22 protein-coding genes and 4 tRNA genes are annotated in these 25442 nt (G+C 65.2%); 13 read left to right on the top strand and 13 right to left on the bottom strand.

All coding sequences use genetic code 11. The annotated features are described in order from the left end of the window. Window position 1 precedes the first annotated feature (1 nt). Window positions 2-937, bottom strand: a complete 936-nt coding sequence (locus JC616_RS15750) for an RluA family pseudouridine synthase (protein ID WP_107799842.1) — start codon at window positions 935-937, stop codon at window positions 2-4. 522 nt (window positions 938-1459) lie between these two features. On the opposite strand from JC616_RS15750, the gene JC616_RS15745 reads away from it, so the two are divergent. The 4 genes from JC616_RS15745 to JC616_RS15730 all read left to right on the top strand — a co-directional run bounded on the left by JC616_RS15745 (window position 1460) and on the right by JC616_RS15730 (window position 7894). Next, entirely contained in the window at window positions 1460-4423 is a 2964-nt protein-coding gene (locus JC616_RS15745; protein WP_227104156.1) for an Rne/Rng family ribonuclease, read from the top strand. A 95-nt stretch (window positions 4424-4518) separates the two neighbouring features. After that, window positions 4519-4594 (top strand) — tRNA-Asn (locus JC616_RS15740). A 253-nt stretch (window positions 4595-4847) separates the two neighbouring features. After that, window positions 4848-6290, top strand: a complete 1443-nt coding sequence (locus JC616_RS15735) for a sensor histidine kinase (protein ID WP_227104154.1) — start codon at window positions 4848-4850, stop codon at window positions 6288-6290. Next, window positions 6287-7894: a diguanylate cyclase domain-containing protein gene (locus JC616_RS15730; RefSeq protein WP_227104152.1), complete on the top strand. Its 1608-nt coding sequence runs from the start codon at window positions 6287-6289 to the stop codon at window positions 7892-7894. The genes JC616_RS15735 and JC616_RS15730 overlap by 4 nt, the downstream gene beginning before the upstream one ends. Before the next feature lie 54 nt (window positions 7895-7948). Here JC616_RS15730 and JC616_RS15725 read toward each other — a convergent pair. From JC616_RS15725 to JC616_RS15715, 3 genes are all read right to left on the bottom strand, one after another. Beyond that, a tRNA-Ala gene (locus JC616_RS15725) sits at window positions 7949-8024 on the bottom strand. Window positions 8025-8032: 8 nt separating this feature from the next. Beyond that, window positions 8033-8108, bottom strand: a tRNA-Glu gene (locus JC616_RS15720). Window positions 8109-8115: 7 nt separating this feature from the next. Then, window positions 8116-8191 (bottom strand) — tRNA-Ala (locus JC616_RS15715). A 417-nt stretch (window positions 8192-8608) separates the two neighbouring features. Between JC616_RS15715 and JC616_RS15710 the strand changes: the two genes are divergently transcribed. Then, complete coding sequence (locus JC616_RS15710) at window positions 8609-8953, top strand: H-NS histone family protein (protein WP_107799839.1); 345 nt, start codon at window positions 8609-8611, stop codon at window positions 8951-8953. Window positions 8954-9124: 171 nt separating this feature from the next. On the opposite strand, the gene JC616_RS15705 is transcribed toward JC616_RS15710, so the two are convergent. Beyond that, window positions 9125-9889 (bottom strand): FCD domain-containing protein, encoded by a 765-nt coding sequence (locus tag JC616_RS15705; RefSeq protein ID WP_227104150.1) that lies wholly within the window; start codon window positions 9887-9889, stop codon window positions 9125-9127. Between the two features lie 163 nt (window positions 9890-10052). Here JC616_RS15705 and JC616_RS15700 point away from each other — a divergent pair, with 163 nt between their 5' ends. The 6 genes from JC616_RS15700 to JC616_RS15675 all read left to right on the top strand — a co-directional run bounded on the left by JC616_RS15700 (window position 10053) and on the right by JC616_RS15675 (window position 17708). Further along, entirely contained in the window at window positions 10053-10793 is a 741-nt protein-coding gene (locus JC616_RS15700) for a (Fe-S)-binding protein (protein ID WP_227104149.1), read from the top strand. Further along, the gene (locus JC616_RS15695; RefSeq protein ID WP_227104147.1) at window positions 10790-11497 is read left to right on the top strand and encodes a LutC/YkgG family protein; all 708 of its coding nucleotides are present in this window, start codon (window positions 10790-10792) and stop codon (window positions 11495-11497) included. The genes JC616_RS15700 and JC616_RS15695 overlap by 4 nt, the downstream gene beginning before the upstream one ends. Then, window positions 11494-12957, top strand: coding sequence for a LutB/LldF family L-lactate oxidation iron-sulfur protein (locus JC616_RS15690; RefSeq protein WP_107799835.1), 1464 nt, complete (start codon window positions 11494-11496; stop codon window positions 12955-12957). The genes JC616_RS15695 and JC616_RS15690 overlap by 4 nt, the downstream gene beginning before the upstream one ends. Next, window positions 12954-15842, top strand: coding sequence for an FAD-binding and (Fe-S)-binding domain-containing protein (locus tag JC616_RS15685; RefSeq protein WP_227104145.1), 2889 nt, complete (start codon window positions 12954-12956; stop codon window positions 15840-15842). Before JC616_RS15690 ends, JC616_RS15685 begins: the two co-directional genes overlap by 4 nt. Further along, a complete protein-coding gene (locus JC616_RS15680; protein WP_227104143.1) occupies window positions 15839-15979 on the top strand; it encodes a hypothetical protein in 141 nt (46 codons plus the stop codon). The genes JC616_RS15685 and JC616_RS15680 overlap by 4 nt, the downstream gene beginning before the upstream one ends. A gap of 100 nt (window positions 15980-16079) precedes the next feature. Then, on the top strand, window positions 16080-17708 hold the full coding sequence (locus JC616_RS15675) for a lactate permease LctP family transporter (protein WP_227108597.1): 1629 nt from the start codon (window positions 16080-16082) through the stop codon (window positions 17706-17708). 206 nt (window positions 17709-17914) lie between these two features. On the opposite strand, the gene JC616_RS15670 is transcribed toward JC616_RS15675, so the two are convergent. The 3 genes from JC616_RS15670 to JC616_RS15660 form a co-directional block, all read right to left on the bottom strand. After that, the gene (locus tag JC616_RS15670; protein WP_107799833.1) at window positions 17915-18382 is read right to left on the bottom strand and encodes a hypothetical protein; all 468 of its coding nucleotides are present in this window, start codon (window positions 18380-18382) and stop codon (window positions 17915-17917) included. After that, on the bottom strand, window positions 18358-19056 hold the full coding sequence (locus JC616_RS15665) for a winged helix-turn-helix domain-containing protein (protein WP_227104141.1): 699 nt from the start codon (window positions 19054-19056) through the stop codon (window positions 18358-18360). The genes JC616_RS15670 and JC616_RS15665 overlap by 25 nt, the downstream gene beginning before the upstream one ends. 660 nt (window positions 19057-19716) lie before the next feature. Next, window positions 19717-19941 (bottom strand): hypothetical protein, encoded by a 225-nt coding sequence (locus JC616_RS15660; protein ID WP_107799831.1) that lies wholly within the window; start codon window positions 19939-19941, stop codon window positions 19717-19719. A gap of 331 nt (window positions 19942-20272) precedes the next feature. On the opposite strand from JC616_RS15660, the gene JC616_RS15655 reads away from it, so the two are divergent. Beyond that, a complete protein-coding gene (locus JC616_RS15655; RefSeq protein WP_146176662.1) occupies window positions 20273-20539 on the top strand; it encodes a hypothetical protein in 267 nt (88 codons plus the stop codon). A 45-nt stretch (window positions 20540-20584) separates the two neighbouring features. Beyond that, entirely contained in the window at window positions 20585-20731 is a 147-nt protein-coding gene (locus tag JC616_RS15650; protein ID WP_157222177.1) for a hypothetical protein, read from the top strand. 143 nt (window positions 20732-20874) lie between these two features. Here JC616_RS15650 and JC616_RS15645 read toward each other — a convergent pair whose 3' ends face one another. The 5 genes from JC616_RS15645 to JC616_RS15625 are packed head-to-tail and all read right to left on the bottom strand — an operon-like array spanning window position 20875 to window position 25441. Then, window positions 20875-22023, bottom strand: a complete 1149-nt coding sequence (locus JC616_RS15645; protein ID WP_227104139.1) for an alpha-D-ribose 1-methylphosphonate 5-triphosphate diphosphatase — start codon at window positions 22021-22023, stop codon at window positions 20875-20877. Beyond that, on the bottom strand, window positions 22020-22727 hold the full coding sequence (gene phnL / locus JC616_RS15640; RefSeq protein WP_227104137.1) for a phosphonate C-P lyase system protein PhnL: 708 nt from the start codon (window positions 22725-22727) through the stop codon (window positions 22020-22022). The genes JC616_RS15645 and phnL overlap by 4 nt, the downstream gene beginning before the upstream one ends. 4 nt (window positions 22728-22731) lie before the next feature. Continuing rightward, window positions 22732-23505, bottom strand: coding sequence for a phosphonate C-P lyase system protein PhnK (gene phnK / locus JC616_RS15635; RefSeq protein ID WP_227104135.1), 774 nt, complete (start codon window positions 23503-23505; stop codon window positions 22732-22734). Further along, a complete protein-coding gene (locus JC616_RS15630; protein ID WP_227104133.1) occupies window positions 23502-24359 on the bottom strand; it encodes an alpha-D-ribose 1-methylphosphonate 5-phosphate C-P-lyase PhnJ in 858 nt (285 codons plus the stop codon). The genes phnK and JC616_RS15630 overlap by 4 nt, the downstream gene beginning before the upstream one ends. Next, window positions 24356-25441, bottom strand: a complete 1086-nt coding sequence (locus tag JC616_RS15625; protein WP_227104131.1) for a carbon-phosphorus lyase complex subunit PhnI — start codon at window positions 25439-25441, stop codon at window positions 24356-24358. Before JC616_RS15625 ends, JC616_RS15630 begins: the two co-directional genes overlap by 4 nt. Window position 25442: the final 1 nt, after the last annotated feature.

Raw genomic sequence — 25442 nt, 5'->3', positions numbered from 1 at the left:
CTCAAGACCTCAGGCTTTTCAGGAAGCGCTCCAGCTCCGGCGGCAGCGGCGCTTCCAGTTTCAGCGGCTCGCCGGTCAGCGGATGGGGCAGGGACAGGCTGCGCGCGTGCAGGAACATGCGTTTCAGGCCGCGTTTGGCCAGTTCCTTGTTCAGCGCGAAGTCGCCGTATTTCTCGTCGCCGGCGATCGCGCAGCCGTTGGCCTGCATGTGCACGCGGATCTGGTGGGTGCGGCCGGTGCGCAGGTGGGCTTCCACCAGCGTGAACTCGGCAAAACGTTCCTTGACCGCGAAATTGGTGTGCGCGTACTGGCCGTTTTCGGCGTCGCTGACTTTCACGCGGCGCTCGCCGTCCGGGGTGTGGAACTTGAACAGCGGCAGTTTGACCTGGCGCGCGTCGTCCGGCCACTGGCCTAGGCCCAGCGCCAGATAGCGCTTGTCCGGCACATTGGCGCGCATCATGTCGTGCAGCTTGGTCAGCGCCGAGCGCTTCTTGGCCAGCATCAGGAGGCCGGAGGTTTCACGGTCCAGCCGGTGCACCAGCTCAAGATAGCGCCAGTCCGGATGCGCCTGGCGCAGTTGTTCGATCACGCCGAAGGACACGCCGCTGCCGCCGTGCACCGCCACGCCGGCCGGTTTGTCTATCACCAGCAGCGCGTTGTCTTCGTACACCACCGGGAAGGTGGCGGCCGGCACGTTCTTTTCCGCGCGCTCGGCCACGCGTATGGGCGGAATGCGCAGCTCGTCGCCCGCCTGCACGCGGTAGGCGGCGTCGATGCGGCCCTTGTTCACCCTCACCTCGCCGGAGCGCAGGATGCGGTAGATGTGGCTCTTGGGCACGCCCTTGAGCAAACGCACCAGGTAGTTGTCGATGCGTTGGCCGGCGTCGCCGTCGTCCACTTGGACGAAGGAGACGGAATCTTTGCGAATGTCTGTCATATTGCTTATACTTCTGGCGCTGTCCCAAGGTGTGTTGCACCAAGATGACGGCGAAATGTCAAGCCAAGGTCACGGCATGTTGCGTGGCGCTGCTGCAAGAGGTTGGAGACGGCCGGCAGGGATTTACAGACCCTGACCTGATGCCGCTCGCGACGTTTGCAGCCAAGGTTAACTCGCTCACCGAAAAGCAGCGATGGTAATGCATTTGTACGCATAACGCACTCACGAGTATTCCATTTCCTGATGCTAAGCCAGTCAGGAAATTTTGCAGCGAAGTTTGACCCGGCATGCTAGCCCCCCTGCACTGTATGTCCTGCCCTTTGAGGCAGGCCGGCGATCCCGGAGCGCCAATTGCGCACATGAGTCAGGTCTGCGTGTGATCGATTTTCAGGAAGTAGGCTTGTCAAAACTGTTTTTTTCGATCTTTACATCGACACTTCTTTCGGAAAGCGCCCATCAATAGTCACTGGGCCGTCAAATACTGGCTGCATCCCTTGCGTGAGTGCCGCGCAAGGAATGTAAATGAAACGCATGTTGTTCAACGCAACGCAAGCTGAAGAGCTGCGCGTTGCTATCGTCGACGGACAAAAGCTCGTCGACCTCGATATCGAGACTGTAGGCAAGGAGCAGCGCAAGGGGAATATCTATAAGGGTGTGATTACCCGTATCGAGCCCTCCCTTGAGGCTTGTTTTGTCGATTACGGCACCGAACGCCACGGCTTCCTGCCGTTCAAAGAGGTGTCCCGTTCCTATTTCCAGGGCTATGACGGCGGCCGTCCGCGCATTCAGGATGTGCTGCGCGAAGGCATGGAAGTCATCGTGCAGGTGGAGAAGGACGAGCGCGGCAACAAAGGCGCCGCGCTGACCACCTATATCAGCCTGGCCGGTCGTTATCTGGTGCTGATGCCCAACAACCCGCGCGGCGGCGGCGTATCGCGCCGCATCGAGGGCGAGGAGCGTCAGGAGCTGAAGGACCTCTTGTCTCAGCTGGAAGTGCCGCACGGCATGAGCCTGATCGCCCGTACCGCCGGCATCGGCCGCAATCTGGAAGAACTGCAGTGGGATCTGGGTTACCTGATGCAGCTGTGGCGCGCGATTGAAGGCGCGGCCGGCGCTCAGAACGCGCCGTTCCTGATTCTGCAGGAAGGCAGCCTGGTGATCCGCGCGATCCGCGATTACTTCCATCCGGACATCGGCGAAGTGCTGATCGACACCGAGGAAATCTACGATCAGGCCCGTCAGTTCATGAGCCATGTGATGCCCAACATGCTGTCGCGTGTGAAGCTGTACAAGGATCATGTGCCGCTGTTCTCCCGTTTCCAGATCGAACACCAGATCGAAACCGCCTTCGCGCGCAGCGTGCAGCTGCCGTCCGGCGGCGCCATCGTGATCGACCACACCGAAGCGCTGGTGTCCATCGACGTCAACTCCGCGCGCGCCACCAAGGGCGCCGACATCGAAGACACCGCGGTCAAGACCAACCTGGAGGCGGCCGAGGAAATCGCCCGCCAGCTGCGCTTGCGCGACCTGGGCGGCCTGGTGGTGATCGACTTCATCGACATGGAAAGCGCCAAGAACCAGCGCGACGTGGAAAACCGCCTGCGCGACGTGCTCAAGCACGACCGCGCTCGCGTCCAAATGGGCAAGCTGTCCCGTTTCGGCCTGCTGGAATTGTCGCGTCAGCGTCTGCAGCCCAGCCTGGGCGAGACCAGCCACGAGACCTGCCCGCGCTGTCACGGCATCGGCTTCATCCGCGGCACCGAGTCCTCCGCGCTGCACATCCTGCGCATCATTCAGGAAGAGGCGATGAAGGAAAACACCGGCGCGGTTCACGCGCAGGTGCCGGTGGACGTGGCCACCTTCCTGCTCAACGAAAAGCGTTCCGAGATCCATTCGATCGAAGAGCGTCTGGACGTGGACGTGGTGCTGATCCCGAACATCCATCTGGAAACCCCGCATTACAAGATCGTGCGCGTGCGCCACGACGACTTGGCCGAAGCCGGCGAAGCGCCGAGCTACAAGCGGGTGGAAGTGCAGGAAGAAGACGTGATCACCAACTTCGGCCATGAAAAGCCGAAGCTGGAGCGTCAGGAAGCCGCGGTCAAGGGCATTACGCCTCAGCAGCCGGCGCCGACGGTGGCGGCCAAGGCGGCCGAGCCGGAGCCGGGTCTGTTCGGCAAGCTGGGCGCTTGGGTCAAGAGCCTGTTCGCCGAGCCGGAGCAAGCGGCTCAGCCGGCCGAGAAGAAAAAGCCGGCGGCCCAGTCTCAGCAACGCGGCAACCGCCAGCGCAACGGCGACCGCCGTCCGGGCGGTCAGGCGCGTCGCGAACACGAACAGCGTCGTCAAGGTGCCGATGAGAAACCGCGTCGTCCGGAGCGCGCCGAACGCGGTGAGCGCCAGGACGGCGAGCGTCAGGAACGCCAGGAGCGTCCGGAGCGCAAAGAGCCGCCGCAACGCGAGGAGCGCCAGGAGCGCGGCGAGCAGCCGCGCAACGGCCGCCGCCGCGAGCGCGACAATGGCCGCGAGCGCGACAATGGCCGCGAGACTCGCGAAGGCCGCGAACCGCGCGAGCTGAAGGACGCGCAGCGTCAACAGCCGGCGCGTGAGGAAGCGCCGCAGGAGCGTCCGGAAAAGCTGGAGAAGCAGGAGCGTCCGCAGCAGGAACCGCGTCGTCGTCAGGCGCCGCAGGCGGAAGAGCAGGCTTTGGAGCTGAGCAAGCCGGTTGTCGACGAGGCTCGCGCCGAAGGCGACGCCGAGCAGCAGGAGCGCAATGAGCGTCGTCGTCGTCGCAGCCGTCGCGACCGTCGTCGCGATGATCCGGCCGCAGCGCCGCAGGAAGAGGGTCTTGCCCTGCCGGCGGCGGAAGCGGCGCCGATCGCGGTCGCGGCCGTTGTCAGCGCGGTAGCGGTGGAAGCCGTCGTCGAGGCGGTGGCCGAGGCGCCGGCTGAAGCGCCGGCGGCAGCGGCTGAGCAGCGCGAGGAAGCGGCGGCGGTTGAATCCGCGGCGGTTGAAGCGGTCCAGCCGGCGCGGGAAGCGTTCGAGCCTGTTGCGGCGGTTGAGCCGGAACAGCCGGCTGTTGACGCGGCTCCGGCGATTGAGCTGGCCCCGGTCGTGGAAGCGGCTCCGGTGCTTGAGGCGGCTCCGGCGGTTGAAGTGGTTTCGGTGCTGGAGGCTGTCGAGGCGTTTGTCGCGGCGGAACCCGCGCCTGCGCCGGAAGTTGCCGCTGCGCAGAGCGAGCCGGAACAGGCCGAGCCGGTCGAGCCGGCAGTCGAGGCGCCGGCCGTGGTCGAGACCCGCGCCGTTGCCGCGGCGGAGCCGGCAAGCCTGGGCGGCTTGGTCATGGTGTCCACCAAGTCGGTAGTCGAGGCGCCCGCGGCGCAGGAGCCGGTATTGCCGGCGGGGCCGCGTCGTCGCGACGTGACTCGTCAGGCTCAGCAAGGCGCCGCTCCGGCTGACCTGGTGCAGGTGGAAACCCGCAATCCTTGAACGTAGTCTGAGGCCCGGAGCGCTGCTATTTAGCGCTCCGGGTGTTGACGCCGCTCAGGGGTTTGGTTAATATACCCCTCTCTCGCAAGAGATGTTCCCTGATAGCTCAGTTGGTAGAGCGACGGACTGTTAATCCGCAGGTCGCAGGTTCGAGCCCTGCTCGGGGAGCCAGAATTCAAAAGGCCACGCATCGCGTGGCCTTTTTGCGTTTCCGCGCGTTCGTCGCGGTTTTCCGCCGAGTTCTCGGCGCCCTGGCGCGCCTGTCCCAATTGATTGCGCTAAGCAATTTTAACAGTTTGCTTCCCATTCCATACGTCATATAACACAAGCTGGTGACAACTTGACCGCCTCGTTTGCGCGCGCTTGAGCGCGGCCGTTTCCGGCTGCGCGGCGCGGCGAGCTGGGGGCGGCGTGAGGAGGCCGGGTGGCTGGATCCCTGAAGGGCGAAGGCAGCGCCTTGGATTGCGCCGAACAGGTGTTGTCCGATGTGCTGGAAGCGGTTCCGGTGGGACTGGCGCTGATTGACGGCCAGATGCGTTATCGATTGCTCAACCAACGTCTGGCGGAGGCCAACGGCCTGCCGCATTCGGCCCATCTGGGGCGCGGCGTGGCGGAAACGCTGCCGCAGATCGGCGAATATCTGGAATCGCTGATGCGGCAGGTGATGGAGAGCGGCGAGCCGGTGCTGGATGTTTGCGTCAATTCCAGGGTGGGCGCCGGCGGCAAGGGCGCGCTCAGGGAGTGGCAGATCAGCTATCTGCCGTATTGCGCCTCGGCGGACGAGGTGGCGGGGGTGTTGGCGGTGGTCAGGGACGTGGCGGCGGAGCGGCGGGCCGAGCGTCTGCGTGGCGAGGGCGAGGCCCGCTTGCGAATGGTGGTGGATTCCGCGCTGGACGGCTTGGTGATGATAGACCAGGGCGGGCGCATCCGGATGGCGAATCATCGGGCGGAGGTGATGTTCGATTATCTGGGCGTCGGCATGGAGGGTCTGATGATTTCCGGCCTGGTGCCGGAGCGCTTCCGCGACGGCCATGGGCGGCTGATCGAAAATTATATGCGCCGCCCGGAGGCGCGGGAGATGGCGCGCCAGCAGGAAATCTTCGGGGTGCGGCGCGACGGCGGCGAGTTCCCGGCCGAAATCGGCCTGACGCCGGTGCGCGACGGCGGGGAGTTGCAAGTGCTGGCCACCATTACCGACATCAGTGCGCGCAAGGCGGCGCAGGCCAGTCTGGAGCTGGCCTTGAAGGAAAAGACCGCCTTGCTCAACGAGGTGCACCACCGGGTCAAAAACAATCTGCAAGTCATTTCCAGTCTGCTCAATCTGCAAACGCGCTCGGCGCCGCCGGAGGCGGTGGCGGTCCTGACCGAGTGTCAGAATCATGTGCGCGCGATGGCGCTGATCCATCAGCTCTTGTACGAGCACGGCGACTTTTCCCGGATTCACGTGGGGGTTTACCTGGAGCGGCTGACTCAGTTGCTCAGCGGCAGCGTGTCGGACGTCGGGGTGCGCTTGCGCTGCCGCGGCATGGGCGCCGCGGTGTATCTGGGCATGCAGCGGGCGATTCCCTGCGGCTTGCTGGTGAACGAGTTGGTGACCAATGCGCTCAAGCATGCGTTTCCCGATCGGCGCGGCACGGTGGAGGTGGCGCTGGAGCGGGAGGACGGCGGGCGTTGCCGGATTCTGGTGTCGGACGACGGCGTCGGCATTCCGGAGTCGGTGAAGCTGGGCGAGGTCAGTTCCTTGGGGTTTCGCCTGATTCCCACCCTGGTGGGTCAGTTGAAGGGGGAGGCTCGCTTGCTGCGGCCTGAGGCGGGCGGGGCCTGCGTGGAGATCGCGTTCAGCGATGAGCCGGAGAGCGCGGAATGAATATGGACAACGGTTTGTTGATCGTGGAAGACGAAGGGGTGGTGGCGCTGGACTTGCAGACCAGTCTGGAGTCTTTGGGTTACCGGGTGCTCGGCGTCTGCGCCAATGCGGACGACGCGGTGCGGCGGGCGGGGGCGGATCGGCCGGATCTGGTGTTGATGGACATTCATCTGGACGGCGACGTGCCGGGCACCGAGGCGGCGCGCGTGATACGCGAGCGTTTCCAGATCCCGTCCATCTTTCTGACCGCCTACGCCGAGGACGATATGCTGCGCAACGCGGAAGGCAGCGCGCCCTACGGCTATCTGCTCAAGCCGTATCAGTTGCGGGAGCTGAACGCCTCGGTGCGCATGGGGCTGGCGCGGCGCAGGGCGGAGGTGGAGGAGCAGCGTCAGCGCCGTCGCTTGCGCATGGCGGTGGAGGCGGCCCGGCTGGGGGTGTGGGAATGGGGCGGCCGGCGCGGCGAGATGGCGTGGGAGCAGGAGTTTCTGGACGCGTTCCCGTTCGCCGTCGCCGAGGACGGGCTGCCCGGTTTGCTCGGCATGGCCGAGGCCGACGCCGCCGAGTTGACGCGGATCTTGGAGTCCGAGCGGGTCTTGCAGAAAACAGTGAAGCTGGACGCGGAGGGCGCGGAGCGCTGGCTTGAGCTGTGCGGGCGCAATTTCGCCGCGCAGGGCGAGCCGGCGCGTTGGGTGGGGGTGGCGCGAGACGTGACCGACGCGCATTTGAGCGAGGCCAGCCTGCGGCAAGCCAGCGTGGTGTTTCAGGCCAGCGCGGAGGGGATTCTGGTATTGGATCATCGGCGTTGCATCGTGTCGGCGAACGAATCCTTTTACCGATTGACGGGCTTGAGCGCGGAAGAGTCGTTGGGCAGTGATCCGGACGATTGCCTGCATGTGGAGCCGCATGGCGAGAGTTTTTACCGCCGGCTGGAGGGTGAGCGGCATTTCTGGCAGGGCGAGGTGGTGTGTCGCCGCCGGGGTGAAACCTTTCCTTGCTGGCAGCATGCGTCGGTGGTGCGGGACGGGGAGGGGGCGGTCAGTCATTACGTGCTGGCCATCTCCGATATTTCGGCGATACGCGCGGCGGAAGCGCATATTCATTTCCTGGCCTACCATGATCAGCTGACCGGTTTGGGCAATCGCCATTTTCTGCAGGTGGAACTGGATAAGGAGATTGCCAGGGCCAAGCGCCGCAATGAGCGCATCGCGCTCTTGTTCATCGATCTGGACGGCTTCAAGGCGGTGAACGACGGCTGGGGGCACGAGGCGGGCGACGCGTTGCTGGTGGCGATGGCCGAGCGTCTGCGTCAGCATGTGCGCGGCGAGGATTTGGTGGTGCGCCTGGGTGGAGACGAATTTCTGGTGGTGGCGCCGGGCTTGGATCGCGGAGAGTCCTGCAGCGTGATGGTGGGGCGGCTCTTGACGGTGTTGGCGCAGCCGGTGGCTTTGGGTGACGACGAGTGCGCGGTGTCGGCCAGCATAGGGGTGGCGTTCTTTCCGGAAAACGGCGGCGATCTGGGCGGTTTGCTGCATGCGGCCGACCGGGCGATGTACCAGGCCAAGAGGGCGGGTAAGAACGAATTCAGGATGGCGGCGGAATAAAATCCGCGCGGGAAAGAATAAAAGCCGAAATCGCGAGATTTCGGCTTTTATATTTGGTGGAGATAAGCGGGATCGAACCGCTGACCTCTTGCATGCCATGCAAGCGCTCTCCCAGCTGAGCTATACCCCCGGTATTGCTGGCGTCCCCACGGGGATTCGAACCCCGGTTACCGCCGTGAAAGGGCGATGTCCTAGGCCTCTAGACGATGGGGACTGAATTGTGGTGGAGATAAGCGGGATCGAACCGCTGACCTCTTGCATGCCATGCAAGCGCTCTCCCAGCTGAGCTATACCCCCACGGAGTGTTTCGTCCTTCCCGGCTTTCGCCCGGTCGGTCTCGACAGGAAGCGAACTATACCTAGGCTTTTCAGGCCGCGCAAGGCTTTTCTCAAAATATTTCCCTTGGTGGGCGCCGGGTGAGAAAGAGGGTTTAAGGGGCGGCGGCGGCGGCTTTTGACGCCGCTGGCCGCAAAGCCGTGATTTTCTGGGAAAAATCAGTTTATTCCTATTCCAAGCCATTGGGGTGGCGGGGATAGAATATCCGCGGAAAAACAATTCACGTCCGGCATTAGCGCAAAGAGTTAATGCCGGACAAGGTTAAAGCCTGGCTCAAATCGGCGGCTAACGATGGATGGCATAGACATGAGAATGCCGGGCGCGGATTGGCCGGGGTGGGAAGGGACGCGACAGTCCGGCAAAGCTTAGGAGGCGTGCATGAATAAAAAACAGTTGATCAACGAGGACTTGCTGGACTCCTCCTCGGACCAGGCTTTGAAAGAAGCCGCGGTTTTCCTGCTGAACACCCTGACGGACCGCGTTCAGTTGCGTCAGCAGAAAGGGATAGAAGAAATTGAGCGGCTGGCCATGGCTTACGGCCTGATTCTGCCCAAGCTCTACGCCAAAAACGGCGTGACGCCCAAATATCAGAACCCGGCGATGCCGCACCAGACCTGGTCCGGCCGCGGCAGGCCGCCGGTGTGGCTGGTGGAGGCGGAGGCCAGGGGAGAGGACCGCGAGCGCTTTGTGATCAAGAGTCAGAAGAGATTGGGGCAGGTCTAGCAGCATTCACCATCTGCCGCGCCTCGTGAAGCCTGGCATGGCGAGCGCCGCTTCGAAATGCTCATGCGCCGCGAGCGCGTTCCGCTTCTTCCGCTGTTTTCACTTTGTCTCGCGCTGGCCTGCGAGACCTTGAATGGATGCTGGCGCCGCGGCGGCCGGCGCAGGCGCGTTTCAAGGGTCCTGATGTTCCAGGCGCATGCGCGCCCGCGCATCGCGCTCCGCTTGCCGCTGCCTGCTTTGCAGCGTGGTGGCGACAAAGTCCAGATGTTGTTCCACCGCTTGCTGCGCGGCGTCCGGCTGCTTGTCGCGGATAGCTTCCCAGATGGCCAGATGCTGCGCGCGCAGCGCGTCCGCCACTTCTCCCACCGCGAACAAATCGGCGATATTGTCCTTGACGTGCCGATGCAGCATGGCCAGCAGGCTGCCGCTCAGATGGGCGAACAAGACATTGTGCGAGGCCTCGGCCACCGCCTGGTGAAAGCGCACGTCGGCCTGCGCCTGTTGGGCCAGATCTCCGCCGTCGTAGGCGCTCTGCAATTGGTTCACGCAATGTTCCAGACGCTGTAGGTCGGCCGGCGTGGCGCGGTTGGCCGCGCTGCGCGCCGCCGCGCCCTCCAGCACCCGCCTGAATTCCAATAAGTCTCCGTGCAAGTCCTGATGCTGGTTCAGCAGCTTTTCCCAGGGGTCGGAAAACGCGGTTTCCAGCCGGTCCGTCACCCAGGTGCCGCCGCCCTGGCGGCTGCTGAGCAGGCCGCGCGACGCCAGTTGCTGGATCGCCTCGCGCAGCGAGGGCCGGGACACGCCGAACTCCTCGGCCAGCTGCCGTTCCGGCGGCAGGCGGTCTCCCGGTTTGAGCACGCCGTCCAGAATGCGCTTTTCCAGTTGTTCGACGATGACGCCGGAGAGTTTGGGGATGTTCAGTTTGGGATAGGCCATGGCGCCGGGCTTGTCGGTTCGGAAAAATTGGTCAGACCAGAGTGAGTGCAGCTTACCACAGCCGGTGCGGGAATCCGCGTCGTCATATTGACGGACTCAAGCAATCACTCTAGAGTTGTTTTAATAAAAATAATTGGTCTTACCAATTTACAAAGGAAACCGGATGAAGCCTGCCAACGTGTATCTGTTCGGCACCTGTCTGCTGGACCTGTTTTTGCCGCAGGCCGGCGTGGACGCCATCGCCTTGCTGGAAGGCCTGGGCTTGCGAGTGCACTTTCCGCAGCAACAGAGCTGCTGCGGCCAGCCGGCCTATACCAGCGGCCATCCGGCGGAAGCGCTGGCGGTGGCGCGGGCGCAGCTGGACTGCTTTGCCGAGGACTGGCCCATCGTGGTGCCGTCCGGCTCCTGCGGCGGCATGATCAAGCACCACTGGCCCAAGCTGTTCGCCGGCCAGCCGGACGAGGCGCGCGCCTGCGCGGCGGCCGCGCGGGTGGTGGAGTTCAGCGATTTTCTGCTCAACCATCTGGACTGGCGGCCGCAAGATCAGGGCCCCAAGGTGAAGGTGGCGGTGCACACCTCCTGTTCCGCCCGCCGTGAAATGAATGTGCATCTGTCCTCTTGGGCCTTGCTGGAGCGGCTGGCCAATGTGGAACGGGTGGTGCACGACCATGAATCCGAGTGCTGCGGTTTCGGCGGCACTTTTTCGATCAAGCATCCTGACATCGCCGGGGCGATGGTGACGGACAAGGCCGCCGCGCTGCGGGACAGCGGCGCGGTGGAGTTCATCACCGCGGACGGCGGCTGTCTGCTCAATATCAACGGCAAGCTGGCCAAGGAGGGCAGGGCGTTTCGGGGCCGGCATCTGGCCAGCTTTCTGCTGGAGCGCGTGGGAGGCAAGGCATGAGCGCCCGCGAGGCCATTCTGGCCAAGCTGCGCGCCGCGCCGCGCGAGGAGTTGCCGCGGCCGGAACTGGACGCGCATTTCCGGCGCTTCGCGCCGCCGCAGCACAGCCTGGATGCCTTGCGCGGCTGGGCGCGGGCGATGCGGGCGGTGAAGACCGAGGTGCTGTGGGTGCGCGCCGACGACTGGCACACGCGGCTGGCGGTGTGGATCGCGCAGCGGCGGCCGGCCTCCTTGCTGCTGTCCGACACCGCGCACGGCCGCCGCGCCGAGGCGGTGCTGCAAGGCTTGCCGACGCCGCCGGCGCTGCGTTTCTTCGACCGCGCCGTCGACGGCTGGAAGGCCGAGCTGTTCGAGATCGAGGCCGCGTTCACCGCGGCGCGCTGCGGCATCGCCGCCACCGGCACCCTGGTGCTGTGGCCGGACGCGCAGGAGCCGCGGACCATGAGCCTGGTGCCGCCGCTGCACATCATCCTGTTCGACACCGCCACGCTCTATCCGGACTTCTACAGCGCGATGCGTTGTGAAAACTGGCAGGACGGCATGCCTACCAACGCCTTGCTGATTTCCGGTCCGTCCAAGACCGCCGACATCCAGCTGACGCTGGCCTACGGCGCGCACGGCCCGCGTGAACTGCTGGTGCTGGCGCAGCTGCCCGAGCACATCGATCCGGCGCAGCTGGAGCAGGCGGAGGAGGCCCGACCATGAGCGAGCACAAGATCGAGCTTTATCCCTCGCGCCAATTCAAGCAGCAGGCGCGCGCGGCATTGGCCGACGGCGAACTGCGCCACAGCCTGCGCGGGGCGATGGATTTTCTGATGGCCAAGCGTTTGTCGGCCTTCGACGATCCGGCGGAACTGGACGCCTTGCGCGCGCTGGGCGAGGCCATTCGCCAGCGTTGCCTGTCGCGGCTGCCGGACTTGCTGGAGCAGTTGGAGGCGAGGCTGAGCGCCAACGGCGTGCAAGTGCATTGGGCCGAGACCGCGGACGAGGCCAATCGCATCATCCACGGTCTGGTGGCGGCGCGCGCCGGCCGGCTGATGGTCAAGGGCAAGTCCATGGTCAGCGAGGAAATCGAACTCAACCATTATCTGGAAGCGCGCGGCGTCGCCGCGGTGGAAAGCGATATGGGCGAGTACATCGTGCAGCTGGCCGGCGAAAAGCCCACTCACATCATCATGCCGGCGATACACAAGACCAAGGCCGACATCGCGAGGCTATTCCACGACAAGCTGCCGGGCACGCCCTACACCGAGGACGTGGACGAGTTGATACAGATAGGCCGCGGCGCGCTGCGCCGGCTCTATCTGGACGCCGACGTCGGCCTGTCCGGCGTCAACTTCGCGGTGGCGGAAACCGGCACGCTGTGCCTGGTGGAGAACGAGGGCAACGGCCGCATGTGCACCACGGTGCCGGACCTGCACATCGCCATCACCGGCATAGAGAAAGTGGTGGAGAAGCTGGCCGACGTGCCGCCCTTGTACAGCCTGCTGACCCGCTCTGCCATCGGCCAGCCCATCACCACTTATTTCAATATGATCAGCGGCCCGCGCCGCGCCGGCGAAAAAGACGGTCCGCGTGAAGTGCATCTGGTGCTGCTGGACAACGGCCGCAGCCAGGCCTACGCCGACGCGCAATTGCGCAAGACGCTGCAATGCATACGCTGCGGCGCCTGCATGAATCATTGCCCGGTCTACGCCCGCATCGGCGGCCACGCTTACGGCACCACCTATCCGGGGCCGATCGGCGAGATCATTTCGCCGCATCTGCTGGGCCTGGAAAACACCCGCGATCTGCCCACCGCCTCCAGCCTGTGCGGCGCTTGCGGCGAGGTCTGCCCGGTGAAGATCCCCATCCCCGAGATGCTGATGCGGCTGCGCGAGGAAAGCCAACGTCCGGCCGGGGAGGCGGTCAGCCATCCGCTGCGCGGCCAGGGCGCGGCGGCCAGCGCGGCGGAGCGGCTGGCCTGGAAGGGCTGGCGCCAGGTCCACGCCTCGCCGCGGCTGTACCGCTGGTTCGGCTGGGGCGCCACCCGGCTGCGCAAGCTCGCGCTTGGCGGCCAGTTGGGCTGGACCCAGAACCACGCGCCGCTGACGCCGGCGCCCAAGACCCTGCACGAGCTGGTGCGCGAACGCGAAGCGCGCCGCGCCGCCGGGGAGCGGCCATGAGCATGAGCCCGGCGCATCAGGCTTTCCATCAGGATTTGCTGGCGGCGATGCCGGCGGCGCGCATCTACACCGACCCGCTGTCCACATTGGCTTACGGCACCGACGCCAGCTTCTACCGGCTGCGGCCGCAAATCGTCGCCCGCGTCGACTGCGAGGCGGAAGTGGCTGCCATCCTGGCGCTGGCGCGCCGCCACCGAGTGGCGCTGACCTTCCGCGCCGCCGGCACCAGCTTGTCCGGCCAGGCGGTCAGCGATTCGGTGCTGGTCTTGCTGGGCGATGGCTTCAACCATGGCCAGGTCTTGGACGACGGTGCGCGCGTCCGGCTGGGGCCGGCGATGATAGGCAGCCACGCCAACGCCCTGCTGGCGCCTTACGGCCGCAAGATCGGCCCGGACCCGGCGTCGATCAATAGCGCCAAGATCGGCGGCATCGCCGCCAACAACTCCAGCGGCATGTGCTGCGGCACCCGCGACAACAGCTATCACACGCTGGCGGCGATGCGCCTGCTGCTGCTGGACGGCGCCGCGCTGGACACCGGCGACGCCGCCAGCGTGGCGGCTTTCCGCCAGTCCCACGCCGCGCTGCTGGCCGGCTTGTCCGGCCTGGCGGCCGAATTGCGCGCCGACGCGGCGCTGGCCGAGCGGGTGCGCCGCAAATACCGGCTGAAGAACACCACGGGCTACGGCATCAACGCCTTGCTGGATTTCGACGACCCGGTGGACATGCTCAGCCATGTGTTGATCGGTTCCGAGGGCACGCTGGGCTTCATCAGCGAAATCACCTTCCACAGCGTGATCGAGCATCCGCACAAGGCCTCGGCCTTGCTGCTGTTCGACGCGCTGGAGCCGTGCTGCCGCGCGGTGTCGGCGCTGAGCGCGGCCGCAAACGCCCACGGCGTGGCGGCGGTGGAGCTGATAGACAGCCGCAGCCTGCGCGCCTTGCACGGCAAGCCGGGGCTGCCGGATTTCCTGGCGCGGCCGTTCGGTCCGGAGGAGGCCTGTTTGCTGATTGAGGCGCGCGCCGGCTCCGAGGCGGAGCTGGAGCGCCATTGCGCGGCAATAGACCAACTGCTGGCGGGTTTCGCGCCGCGTCTGTCCAGCGGCTTCAGCCGCGAGGCCACGGTATGCGACAGCTATTGGGCCTTGCGCAAGGGCCTGTTTCCAGCGGTGGGCGCGGTGCGGCCGCTGGGCAGCACCGTGGTGATCGAGGACGTGGCGTTTCCGATTCCGCAGCTGGCCGACGGCGTGGCCAGGCTGACGGCCTTGTTCGACCGCCACGGCTATGACGAGGCCTTGTTGTTCGGCCATGCCTTGGACGGCAATCTGCATTTCGTGTTCGCGCCCAGCTTCGACAGCGAGCGCGAGGTGGCGCGTTACGACGCTTTCATGCAGGACGTCAGCGCGCTGGTGGCCGGCGAATACGACGGCTCGCTGAAGGCCGAGCACGGCACTGGCCGCAATGTCGCGCCCTTTGTGCGCCAGGAGTGGGGAGACGCCGCCTGGAACATCATGCGCCGCATCAAGGCCTTGTTCGACCCGGACGGTCTGCTCAATCCCGGCGTGATCATCACCGACAACGAGCGGCTGCACCTGGAAAACCTCAAGCCCTTGCCGGCGGCCGATCCCATCGTCGACCGCTGCATCGAATGCGGCTTTTGCGAGGCGGCTTGTCCGTCGCACGGGCTGACGCTGAGCCCGCGCCAGCGCATCGTCGCCTGGCGCCGCATCCAGCAATTGAGCCGCGACGGCGGCGCGGCGGAAGAGCTGGCCGCGCTGCGCGCCGATTTCCGCTACCGCGCCATCGATACCTGCGCCGCCACCGGCATGTGCGCGACGCGCTGTCCGGTGGGCATCAATACCGGCGATCTGATGAAGCGCTTGCAAGGCCCGTCGCCGCGGCCCCGCGCCGCGCGCTTCGCCGCCCGCCACATCGGCGCCGCCGCGTCCGCCGTCCGCGCCGGCCTGGCGCTGGCGCATCTATTCGGGCCGGAGCGGCTGCACCGCATCAGCTTGCGGCTGCGTCGCCGCCACAAGGTGATTCCCTTGCTGCCCGCGCATCTGCCGCGGCCGGCCGGCCGTCTGCCCGCCGCCGGCGGCGACGGCGAGCCGGTGGTGCTCTTCCTCAGCTGCGTCAACCGCGCGCTGGCCGCGGACGCCGACGGCGGCAACGCCGCCGCGCCCACGCTGGCCTTGCTGCGCCGCGCCGGTTTCAGCCCTCGCTATCCGTCCGGCCAGGATGGCCTGTGCTGCGGCCAGCCCTTCGCCTCGGCCAATGCCGCGGAGGCGCTGGACATCAGTCAGAACGCGCTGAACCTGGCCTTGCTGGCCGCCAGCGAAGACGGCCGCCATCCGGTTTACCTGGACAACGGGCCGTGCGCGGCGCGCATCCTGTCCGCCCAGCGCCAAGGCCGGCTGGACGCGCGCTTGCGTCTGTTCGACGCGGCCCGCTTCCTGGACGCCTTCGTCGCGCCGCGGCTGGCGGTGACGCGCAAGCTGGCGCAACTGGCGCTGCACATCCCCTGCAGCGCCGCCGAGATGGGCGCGGCGGACGCGCTCAAGCGGCTGGCCGGCCGCTGCGCCGAGCGGCTGACGGTGCCGGACATCGCCTGCTGCGGCTTCGCCGGCGACAAGGGCTTCACCGTGCCGGAGCTGAACGCGCACAGCTTGCGACGGCTGCCGCCGGCCTTGCCCCAGGGCTGCCGCCACGGCGTGTCGATGAGCCGCACTTGTCAGATCGGCCTGAGCGAGCACGCCGGCTTTGAATACCGCAGCATCGAGGCGCTGCTGGATTTTTGCACCACCCCTGGAGCGTGTTTACGATCTAGCGAGCTAAGGCGAGACGAGGCGAAAACGGCTGAGAAAGCGGAATGTACAGATGGTACATGAGCATTTCGAAGGTGTTTTCAACGCCGTATCGCCGACGCGCAGCAGATCGTAAACAGGCTCTAAAAGCGGCCCGCTACGAAGGCCGCATCGTTGGCGCCGCCGCCCGGGCGGCCGGCGCCGAGTTGAAACGCCGGTAAACATCCTTCCCTGAACGCATTCCGTCCACACGGCCGCGGCTGGTCCGCCGCCGCGCGGATGTTTGTGCGCGCAAGAAGAAGGAGAGACTACAGAGGAGACATCATGATCTGGACCCAAAACTACTTTCCGTCCGGCGGCATGGCGCTGTCGGCGCTGATGGCGGCCTTGCCGATTATTTTCTTTTTCCTGGCGCTGGCGGTGTTCCGGCTCAAGGGCCATGTCGCCGGCAGCCTGACCGTGCTGCTGGCCTTGCTGGTGGCCACGCTGTTCTACGGCATGCCGGCGGACATGGCGCTGGCCGCCGCCGGTTTCGGCTTCGCCTACGGCCTGTGGCCCATCGCCTGGATCATCATCGCCGCGGTGTTTCTGTACAAGATCACCGTCAAGACCGGGCAGTTCGACATCATCCGCGCCTCGGTGTTGTCGGTGACCGAGGATCAACGGCTGCAGATGCTGCTGGTGGGCTTTTCCTTCGGCGCCTTTCTGGAGGGCGCCGCCGGCTTCGGCGCGCCGGTGGCTATCACCGCCGCGCTGCTGGTGGGCCTGGGCTTCAATCCGCTGTACGCGGCCGGCCTGTGCCTGATCGCCAATACCGCGCCGGTGGCTTTCGGCGCCATGGGCATTCCCATCATCGTCGCCGGTCAGGTCACCGGGCTGGACCCTTTCGCCATCGGCGCCAAGGCCGGACATCAACTGCCGTTTCTGTCGGTGCTGGTGCCGTTCTGGCTGGTGATGATGATGGACGGCCTCAAAGGCGTGCGCCAAACCTGGCCGGCGGTGCTGGTGGCCGGCGGCTCCTTCGCCGTCACTCAGTATTTCACCTCCAACTACATCGGGCCGGAACTGCCGGACATCACTTCGGCCCTGGTCAGCCTGGTGTGTCTGACGCTGTTCCTGAAAGTGTGGCAGCCGCGCGAGATCTTCACTTTCGCCGGTCGCCGCGCGCCCAGCCCGCGCCGGCCTTCCGGCTTCGGCCTGGGCCGGATCGCCCGCGCCTGGGGGCCGTTCCTGATCCTGACCGCGCTGGTGACGCTGTGGAGCCTGAAACCGTTCAAGGCCTTGTTCGCCAAGGGCGGCGCGCTGGAGCATTGGGTGCTGAAGTTCCATGTGCCCTACCTGGACAATCTGGTGATCAAGACCGCGCCCATCGTGGCCGCGGACAAGCCTTACGAGGCGCTGTACAAGCTGGACCTGCTGTCCGCCGTGGGCACCGCCATTTTCGTCGCGGCCTTGCTGTCCATCGTGTTGCTGCGCTTCCGGCCGGCGCAGGCCGCCGCCGCCTTCGGCGAAACCCTGCTGGAACTAAAGCGGCCCATCCTGTCCATCGGCATGGTGCTGGCCTTCGCCTTTGTCGCCAATTATTCCGGCATGTCCAGCACGCTGGCCTTGTGCCTGGCCAATACCGGCAAGGCCTTTCCCTTTTTCTCGCCCTTCCTGGGCTGGCTGGGCGTGTTCCTGACCGGTTCCGATACCTCGTCCAACGCCTTGTTCTCGGCACTGCAGGCGTCCACCGCGCATCAGTTGGGCGTGTCGGACATTCTGCTGGTGGCGGCCAACACCACCGGCGGCGTGACCGGCAAGATGATTTCGCCGCAGTCCATCGCCGTGGCCTGCGCGGCGGTGGGCCTGGTGGGCAAGGAGGCGGACCTGTTCCGCTTCACCCTCAAGCACAGCCTGATCTTTTGCAGCCTGGTGGGGGCGATGACTTACGCGATGGCGTATTTCTGAGAACCTGTTCAATGTCTGCTGCGCTTCAGCGATACGGCGTTAAAAACAAGCTCAAAATGCTCATGTACCACGTGTACATTCCGCTTTTTCGCTCGTTTTCGCCTTGTCTCGCTCTTGCTCGCGAGACTTTGAACAGGCTCGGAGATCGTAAACAGGTTCTGAGAACCCGGCTCAAGGCCCGGCGGCGTGGACGCGCCGGGCCGGGCTTACAGGATTTCCTGGTTTTCGCAGAAGAAGCTGATCGAGTCGAAATTGACCTGGGTGACATGGTTGGTGACCGGCACCATATTGATCAGGTGGCGGGTGCCGATGTCGAAGATATGGTATTCGCTGGCCAGGCTGCCGTACTCGGACGGCGACTTGGTCTTTTTGACGATGGTGACCGCGTTGGCCTCGCCGTTCCAGCCGTAGCTGGTGTTGAACTGCAGCAGGCGGTTGATGTAGTCGCCGGTGGGCGAATGCAGGAAGAAGTGGATGGTCTCGTTCTTCATGTCCAGATCGATGAAGCCGCTGGTGATCGCCGTCTCGCCGCTATTGCGCGGGAATTTGAGCTCGGAGATGCGGGCGGTGCAGATGGTGCGGCTGTCCATGATGTAGTTGTGGCCGGCATAGCCCAGATAGAGCGCGATCAGAAACAGTCCGAGAGCGATCAGAACACGATTTTGTTTTTGCAATTGAGATCGCTCCCGTATTTCTTGTCGCACAGATAACTCGCCGTGCATTTGCCGCTCTTGATGTAGAAGGCGTCGCCGCCGCTTTCCGGCAGCTTGGGCGCGTCGCGGTAGACATTGCCCACCACGAACAGGCTGCGCGCGCCGTCGCGCATTTTATGAATGTTCATTTGCGGAATCCACCAAGAGGCGTGCCAGCCCAAGAGCAGACCCGCGGCGGTGATGGCCAGCAGGGCCAGCGCCTGGCGGCGATCGACACGGACCGGCAGCCGCCAGCGCGCCATGCGCCGCTTGGGCGCCGGCGCGGCTCCGGCCGCGGGCGGGAGGCTTTCCGGCGCGGGCAGGGCGCCGTCGGCGTCCTCCCGCGGCTCCAGCGTGGCGAAGGCGCCGACGAATTGGCAGCCGCGCCTCGGAATGGTCTTGATGATCTTGGGATCCAGCCCGCTTTTCTCAAGCTGCGCGCGCAGATCGAATACCAGCTTGTGGTAGCTGGAGTCGGTGACGATGGTTTTCCCCCATACGTTTTCAATCAGCTCGTTTTTTTCGAACAGTCCGGAGAGCAAGAGCTTGAGCAGCAGCGCTTCATTGTATTTCAGGATGATCTTGTCTTGATCCCCGGGCAGCAGGCTGCCCTCGTCAGGGTCGAAGACGACTTTGTCTTCAATATGGAATCTCATTTTTATAATCTTTCTTCCCACGCCGCGGCCGGTATTGGAAACGCCTTGCGGCATTTGATATTACGGCCAGGACGGGTTCGGCGATATTTTAAATTACCCCATAGGTAATTTGCTCTAAATCGATTATAGGTAGCAATACCCAACTGCCAAGCTGGCCTTGCCAAGTGATGTTGCGGGGGAGCCGAAAGGTAAGCGGAAATGACAAGAGCGCCGGGCGCGCTCTTGATTTGACGTCAAATATTTTCCAACAGAATCCGCTTCTTTTCAAGAGGATGGCCGCGTTCGCCGCGCGGACCGCATGCGCGAACGGACGGCGAAGTCCGCTGGAACTCAGGCCTGTAGGGCATTGCCGCCGGGATGGCGGCGTCGGGGAATCCGGCGTATTCGGCGTGGCCGGCCCGCAACGAAAACCATGGATTTGGCGAAAGGCCGGAGCGGCCGGCGATGACTACGGAATTGTAGCGACGCGATTACAGCGCGCCGGCGCCGGAACGGAGCCGAGACGCCCGCCGAGGCGAGTCCGGCGCGAAGCGCGCATGAAAAACCGGGATAAGGGAGCCGCCAATAAGATGGCCTGTCGCTTGCTATTGAGGACTGAGTGGAATTGACGGCTCTGGCAAATGGCTGCGGCCGCTTGTTAAAACCAGCGGCGCTTTTGGCTTAATGCGTGGATTTAAGCTGTGTGATTTCTTGTTGCGCTCGCAGCAGCTCCTGCTCTATCGCATTAATTCTTTTATCTCTGCTGTTAAGTTCGTTTAACAGTTGCTCGCTCAGCAATTGCGCCTGATCCAGACATAGGATCAGCGCGGAGAGTTTGGCGCTGTTGGCGAGTTGCTCCATTAAAGGATTGCCGGCGTTGGCGTGGTCTTTGTTTTTATATTGCATGCTGAATGATGTGTGTTGTTATTCAATACATTTAGGCAGTCGAAAGCGGATTTCGCGCCCACGGAACAGAGCGGAGATCATAGCATGCAGTTTGGATGAGCGGGGGCGCAAGCCTTGAGAATTAAGCTTTTTGCCAGGGGTGGTAAGGAATGATAATGATTGCTGCGGCCGTTGTTGGCCCTGTTCGGGCCGATATCGGACCTGGGGCGGCGGCCAAAACGATAATCATTTCTAATGGCTGATAATAAATTGTACTGGTTTGGATAAAGACATTTAGTATCAACAGGGTTAAGCTGGCCGCTGATGTTTTTTGGAGGCAGTGGCCGTGTTAATGGCGGGAAATGAAAAAGTATTGGAAGGCTTGGCCCAAGAGCGGGAGATGATTTGGCGGCAGGATTTGGAGAGCTTGACGGTTTATATCGAAAACCTGATTAGAAAAACCTCCGCCATGGGCGCGGTGGTGCCTGGACTCTATCGCGCTTTGAGAATATGCAGCGTCGCCCTGAAAGGCGGCGGCGTGGGCGGCAAGGTGTATCTGACGCGCAAGGAGCGTTTGGATATTTATTGGGCGGTGAAGTCGGAAGCGTTTTCCATTTGATTATTGGTCAGTAGTGGCGTTTATTTTTGGATTGGGAAATCAATTGTGTCGCTGATCGGTTTTGTATGTTGTCGCGTATTTAGCATCGCTTTGTTCTGGTGCGGGATGAAGGCGCTGGGCATAGGCGTTTTGATGCTGCTCTTGCATATTGGCAAGGAGAAGGCTTTGAATGCGCCCTTGCGGCGCGAGTGAGCGCCTGCGCCTGGTTTGTGGCAGCAAAGTCAGGCGCGGGCTTCTCCTCGCCCCGCCGGAGCGGGCGAAATGGGGATTGTCGGATTGAAATGAAATGGGGCCGCGTTGCGATAACGCGGCCCTTTTGGCGTGGACGCCGTTTATCAGAATACGCGCAGGCCGGCGCTCCACACTTGGCGCACCAGCGGAATGCCGTCCCGCTCGCGCGCCTGGACCAGGTCCGCGCGCTGGCCGACGGCGATGGCGCCGCGGTCCGCCAATCCCACCGCCCGGGCCGGGTTGCGCGTGACGGTGGCGACGGCGCGGCTTGGGTCCCAGCCCGGCTGGCGGCCCAGCAGGTAGGCGGCGTGCAAGAGGCTGGCCGGCACGTAGTCCGAGGACAGGATGTCCAGCAGGCCGTGGCCGGCCAGTTCCAGGGCGGCGACATTGCCGGAGTGGGAGCCGCCGCGGACGATGTTGGGCGCGCCCATCACCGTCATCAGCCCCTGTTCGCGCGCGGCGCGCGCGGCGGTCAGGGTGGTGGGGAATTCGGACATGGCCACGCCGTCGCGCACCGCCTCGTCGATATGGCTGAGCTCGGTGTCGTCGTGGCTGGCCAGGGCTATGCCGCGCGCGCGCGCCAGTTCCACCACCGCCTGGCGGTGGCTTTCGGCGTAGCGGTCTTGCTTGAGCTTGCGTTGCTCCACCGCGGCGAGGAAGGTGTCGTCGTTCCAGCTGACGTTTTTCTTGGCGTAGTACTTTTTGTACTGCGCCAGGTCGCGGTATTGGCGCTGGCCGGGGGTGTGGTCCATCAGCGACACCAGACGCACCGCCGGATGGCCGATCAAGGGGGACAGCGCGTCCAGCAGCGTGGGATAGGCCAGTTCGCAACGCAGGTGGAACAGGTGCTCGGCGCGGAAGACGCGGCGGCGCATGCCGGCGTCTATCGCCTCGAAGGCGCTTTGCAAGGTATCCAGCCGCACGCTGTCGCCTTCCAGATCGCCCACCGACAGCGCGTCCAGCACGGTGGTGATGCCGGCTGCCACGCATTGCGCGTCGTGGGTGACCACGGCCGGCAGCGTCGGCCACAGCACGCCGTTGCGCGGCATCAGGTGTTTTTCCAGATTGTCGGTGTGCACTTCCACCAGGCCGGGCAGCAGGTCGTCGCCGTCCAGATCTTCGCTGTGGGGCGGGGGGGCGCTCAGCGCTTGGGCATGGACGGCGGCGATCACGCCGTTGTCTATTTCCAGCGCGCCGCGTTCGACGACGCCGTCGGCCAGGATCAGCCGGGCATTGTTCAATATCCGTTTCATGCTAGGTGTTCCGATTTGTTTGCCAGCGGGACTTCAAACACGCGGTCGGCGACGGCGTCGCGGGTGGGTTCGTCGTGGAAGATGCCCACCAGCGCCGCGCCGCGCGCCAGCGCTTCGCGCATCAGTTCAATCACCACCGCGCGGTTGGCGGCGTCCAGCGAGGCGGTGGGCTCGTCCAGCAGCAGGATGGGCCGCGGCGCTATCATGCCGCGCGCGATATTGACCCGCTGCTGTTCGCCGCCGGAAAAAGTGGCCGGCGGCAGCCGCCACAGCCGTTCCGGTATGTTCAGCCGCGCGAGCAAAGCGCCGGCCTCGCGCCGCGCCGCGTCGGCGTCCACGCCCCATTCGCGCAGCGGCTCGGCGACGATGTCCAGCGCCGGCACCCGCGGGATGGCGCGCAGGAACTGGCTGACGTAGCCCAGGGTGTGGCGGCGGGCGTCTGCGATCTCGTGCGGCAAGGCGGCGGCCATGTCCAGCCAGGCGTCGCGGTGGCGGATGCGTATGCTGCCGCGCTCCACCAGGTAATTGGCGTACAGCGCCTTGAGCAGCGTGCTCTTGCCGGCGCCGGAAGGGCCGGCCAGCGCCACGCATTCGCCGGCGGCGGCCTGCAGGGAGACCTCGTCGAGCACCGGCAGCGTCAGGCCGCCTTGTTGGTGCAGGGTGAAAGTCTTGCTCACTTGCCTTGCGTCTATCAATAGCTTCATGGCTTCAGGCCTGCAGGATGGAGGATACCAGCAGCTGGGAGTACGGATGCTGCGGATCGTCCAGGATTTGATCGGTGAGGCCGGCTTCCACCACGCGGCCGCCTTGCATCACCAGCGTGCGTTGCGCCAGCAGACGGGCCACGGCCAGGTCGTGGGTGACCATGATGACGGCGATGCCGCTGTCGCGCACCAGTCTTCGGGTCAGGTCCAGGAAGCGGGCCTGCACCGAGACGTCCAGGCCGCCGGTGGGTTCGTCCATGAAGACCAGCCGCGGATGGGTGGCCAGGCTGCGGGCGATCTGCAGCCGCTGCTGCATGCCGCCGGAGAAGGCGCTGGGCGGATCGTCCAGCCGCGAGCGGCCGATTTCCACCCGTTCCAGCCAGTCGCCGGCGGTCTGGCGCAGCCGGCCGTAATGGCGCTGGCCCAGCGCCATCAGCCGCTCGCCGATATTGGCGCCGGCGGAGACGTTCATGCGCAGGCCGTCGCGGGCGTGCTGGGACACGAAGCCCCATTCGCTGCGCGCCAGCCGGCGGCGCTCGGATTCGGCGATGGCGGTGAGTTCGTGCTCGCGGCCGTCGCGTTCGCGAAAGCGCGCGCTGCCGGCGTCGGCGGCCAGCTTGCCGGCCAGCGCGGCCAGCAGCGTGGATTTGCCGGAGCCGGATTCGCCGACCACGCACAGCACTTCGCCGGCGTAGAGGTCGAAATCGACGCCGAAGCAGCCGTTGCCGTTGCCGTAGTCCTTGCCGAGGCCGCGGACGCTGAGTAGGGGCGGGTTCATTGCGGGCTTTCCTGTGTGTCGCGGCGCTGCCGGCAGTGGTCGCTGTCGGAGCAGACGTATTGGCGCGCGCCGGCGTCGTCGGTGATGATTTCGTCCAGATAGCTGTCGCCGGCGCCGCACAGCGCGCAGGCCTGTTCCCAGCGCTGCACCTGGAACGGATGGTCGTCGAAGGCCAGGCTTTCCACCCGGGTGTGCGGCGGGATCGCGTACAGCCGTTTTTCGCGGCCGGCGCCGAACAGCAGCAGCGCCGGGTTCATGTCCAGCTTGGGATTGTCGAACTTGGGAATGGGCGAGGGCGAAGCCAGGTAGCGGCCGTTGACCAGCACCGGGTAGTCGTAGCTGGCGGCGATGTGGCCGTAGCGGGCGATGTCCTCGTACAGCTTGACGTGCATCAGGCCGTAATCCTGGTGGGCGTGCAGCTTGCGGGTTTCCTGTTCGCTGGCCTCCAGCGTGCGCAGAGGCTCCGGCTCCGGCACCTGAAACACCAGCACCTGGCCGGCGCGCAGCGGGGTTTCCGGGACGCGGTGCCGGGTCTGGATCAGGCTGGCTTCGGCGCTGCGGGTGGTGGTGGCCACGCCGGCGACGCGGGCGAAGAAGCGGCGGATATTGACCGCGTTGGTGGTGTCGTCCGCGCCCTGGTCTATGACCTTGAGCACGTCGTCGCGGCCGATCACGCTGGCCGTCACCTGGATGCCGCCGGTGCCCCAGCCGTAGGGCAGCGGCATTTCGCGGCCGCCGAAGGGCACTTGATAGCCGGGCACGGCCACGGCCTTGAGCAGGGCGCGGCGCAGCATGCGCTTGGTGTTTTCGTCGAGGAAGCCGAAGTTGTACGCCCATGGCGCGACGGTGCTCATGCTTGTGTCTCCTTGGCGGCGTGTTCGCGGCGCAGCTGGCGTATCAGCGACAGCTCGGCCTGGAAGTCGACGTAGTGCGGCAGCTTGAGATGCTGGACGAAGCCGGAGGCTTCGACGTTGTCGCTGTGGCACAGCGCGAATTCCGGCTGCTGCGCCGGCGCGTGCGCCGTTTCGCCGAGTTCGGCGGCGCGCAGGCTGCGGTCCACCAGGGCCATCGCCATCGCCTTGCGTTCGGCCTCGCCGAAGCTCAGGCCGTAGCCGCGGGTGAACTGCGGCGGCGCGCTGCGGCTGCCGGCGAACTGGTTGATCATCTGGCATTCGGTCAGGGTGATTTCGCCGATGTCGACGTCGAAGCCCAGTTCTTCCGGGCAGACCACGACGCTGACTTCGCCCATGCGGATTTCGCCGGCGAAGGGGTGGCTTTCGGCGTAGCCGCGCTGGGTGGAGTAGGCCAGGCCCAGCAGCCAGCCCTCGTCGCCGCGCGCCAGGTTTTGCAGCCGGGCGGCGCGGCCGGCCGGGAACAGCAGCGGCTCGCGGGTCAGGTCGGCCGGTTCCGGATCGCCCGGCGGCGGCGTTTCCGGCTCGATCAGCCCTTCCTGGGCCAGGGTGTCCAGCACGCAGGGCAGCCGTTCCGGCAGCGGCGCGTCCGCCAGCGTCGGCCGCGGCGGCTCGCCGGCCTGGGCCAGGCCGAAGTCCAGCAGCCGCTGGGTGTAGTCGGCGGTGGGGCCCAGCACTTGGCCGCCGGGCACGTCCTTGAAGGTGCCGGACACGCGGCGGCGCACCCGCATCGCTGCGGTGTCCAGTGGCCGGCTGGCGGCGAAGCGCGGCAGGGTGGTGCGGAAGGCGCGCAGCAGGAAGGCCGCCTCCACGCAGTCGCCGGCCGCCTGTTTCAGCGCCAGCGCCGCCAACTCCTCGTCGTACAGCGAACCTTCCTGCATCGTCCTGGCCAGCGCCAGCCGCAATTGGCCGCGGATCTGGGCGAGGCTCAGTTCCGGCGTCGCCGCGTCGCCGCGGCGCTTGGCGGCCAGCAGGTCCCAGGAGCGGGCGATGGCGGTTTCTCCGCCTTTGACGGCTACGTACATC

Source organism: Chromobacterium rhizoryzae, from assembly GCF_020544465.1.
Taxonomy (GTDB): domain Bacteria; phylum Pseudomonadota; class Gammaproteobacteria; order Burkholderiales; family Chromobacteriaceae; genus Chromobacterium.
Note: the sequence above shows the minus strand (reverse complement) of the source record. Positions and strands in the feature narration are given on the sequence as shown.